2 protein-coding genes and 2 pseudogenes are annotated in these 1,875 nt (G+C 65.2%); 2 read left to right on the top strand and 2 right to left on the bottom strand.

The window, feature by feature from the left end:
- Positions 1-338 (bottom strand): annotated as a pseudogene (locus ACFY4A_RS42500) (hypothetical protein); the annotation flags it as partial.
- A gap of 307 nt (positions 339-645) precedes the next feature.
- A complete protein-coding gene (locus ACFY4A_RS42495; RefSeq protein WP_390834658.1) occupies positions 646-1,026 on the bottom strand; it encodes an aldo/keto reductase in 381 nt (126 codons plus the stop codon).
- Between ACFY4A_RS42495 and ACFY4A_RS42490 the strand changes: the two are divergent.
- Positions 1,015-1,095, top strand: a pseudogene (locus ACFY4A_RS42490) (dehydrogenase); the annotation flags it as partial. The gene ACFY4A_RS42495 and the pseudogene ACFY4A_RS42490 sit on opposite strands and share 12 nt — an antisense overlap.
- 56 nt (positions 1,096-1,151) lie before the next feature.
- On the top strand, positions 1,152-1,487 hold the full coding sequence (locus ACFY4A_RS42485) for a hypothetical protein (RefSeq protein ID WP_390834657.1): 336 nt from the start codon (positions 1,152-1,154) through the stop codon (positions 1,485-1,487).
- The last annotated feature ends 388 nt before the right edge of the window (positions 1,488-1,875 follow it).

Genomic DNA, 1,875 nt, shown 5'->3' with positions numbered 1-1,875 from the left:
GCAGCGCGGGCACAGGTCTCCTCAGTGGTCACAGAGCGTCGCAACTCCATGATCACCGGGATCTGTGCCCGTTCTGTTGCCGGGGTCCCCAACCGGCCCCTATCCGCGCGGCCTCTTATCTCCTTGAAGATCGGATCGACCAGCGGTCCGCCAGTCGCGCCGATCGTGGTGAGGACCGTCGGCACGCCGAGAGCCTTGGCGGTCTCCGCCAGCCCGGCCACGTTGTTGACCAGGTCTGCGGGCGACCGGGGCGTGGTCATCAGCGCGACCCCTGGCTGGTGGTCGATCAGGACGACAGCAGAGTTGTCGATGGTGAGTTCGTTCGGGTTCTCGGTCACGGTTCTCTCCCCTTCGGTGGGTGCGGTGGCGTTCCCGCTGAGAACCGAGTTTCGTGAAGTCGGGGTAGCATCACATCGGTCAAGTAACTGGTGGTGTGGACGTTCGCCGCCCGCAGTCATTCGACTGCCCCGCGACCGATGTCCCTCAGAGCCCTGGCGTAAAGGAGTCGCAGGCCCCTGGCCTGCCCTTCCGCAAGCCAATCCGCACATGCGAGACCAACCGCGGGCAGACCGCAGAGTGCGAACCAACGCTCAGGTCTCGTGACCGGGTGGCCAAGTGCCCCATAAGGGCTGTCCCGCGCGCGCCTCACCAGCATAGGTTCTCCTCCAAGTGCCGGACACTGGTGGTGCCGGGGATGGGCAGCATTTGCGGGCCGCAGTGCAACTGCCAGGCCAGGGTGATCTGTCCCGGGGTGGCTTGGTAGTCGGCGGCGATCAGGTTGATCACCGCGTGGAACAGGTCGCCCTCCCCGGCCGGAGGGAGATCCGCCGGGTGCCAGGGCGAGAAGACGATGCCAGCCTCGTGCGTGAGGCGCTGCACGTCCGCGTGCTGCCGCGTCGTCACGTTGCAGTGCACGGTGACGGCCGCGATGTCGGTGATCGCCATGGCGGTGCGAAGCTGTTCGGCACTGACGTTGGCGAGGCCGATGCGGCGGATGAGACCGCTCTGCCGCAAGCGATCGTCCACCTCGAGAACGCCGGGTTCGTCACCGGGGAGATTCTGCACGTCGACGGCGGCCAGAACGCCGGGCACTGAACATGGGGCCGTGGCCGGCAGCTGTGAGCCCGATTCCATCTGGTGGGAGACCCTCGATGGGCGGTACGACAGACAGCGAAGCGATCCTGCGCGGCGTCCTCGACCAGTGGAAAGCGGGCTTCGACGCGCACGAACCGCGGCGGGTCGCCTCGCACTTCGCTGAGGACGCGATCTTCCAGGGGCTGCACCCTTACAGCGTCGGACGCCAGGGGGTCGTCGACTACTACGAGTCTCAACCGCTCGGCATGACGGCCGCTCATCGGATTCTCAAGACCAGACAGCCCGCGGACGACCTCGTGCTCGCCTATCTGAGTGTTGACTTCTCATTCACCGACCGCTCAACCCTGGGTGTCAAACTCGGCCTATTGGCTAAATGCACAGAGGGCGGCTGATGCATCAGCCACTACCAGGTCTCTCAACTTTGCGGCGAATCGCGATCAGGAACCGTTACCGACTCATCACGCAGGGTGCAAGCCGGGGTATTCATGTATGAATCACACCTCGGCGCCGACTCGCCGTGTCGGATCACGCTAGGCATTGACCTGCATGATCACGATTTGCCGCAAAGTCGAGTGGCACGGGAGGCAGCGGCGGTCCAGGATTGGCGGCAACTGGAGGTCCCCGTCGGCGTCACCGAGGGTCCAGGCTCAGAGCAAGAAGGGGTTACCGTGATCGACACGGACGAGCTAGGAGCGTGGGTCAGTAACGGGCAATTGGCCGGTCGGTCGTGATCGGTGTGATTGATTGCGGTCGGGCGGCGGGCCCGGGGTCCCGACCTGC

The sequence above is a fragment of the Streptomyces sp. NPDC001292 genome (assembly GCF_042896465.1).
Classification (GTDB): domain Bacteria; phylum Actinomycetota; class Actinomycetes; order Streptomycetales; family Streptomycetaceae; genus Streptomyces.
The sequence above is the reverse complement of the archived record's forward strand: the minus strand, read 5'-3'. Positions and strand labels throughout refer to the sequence as shown.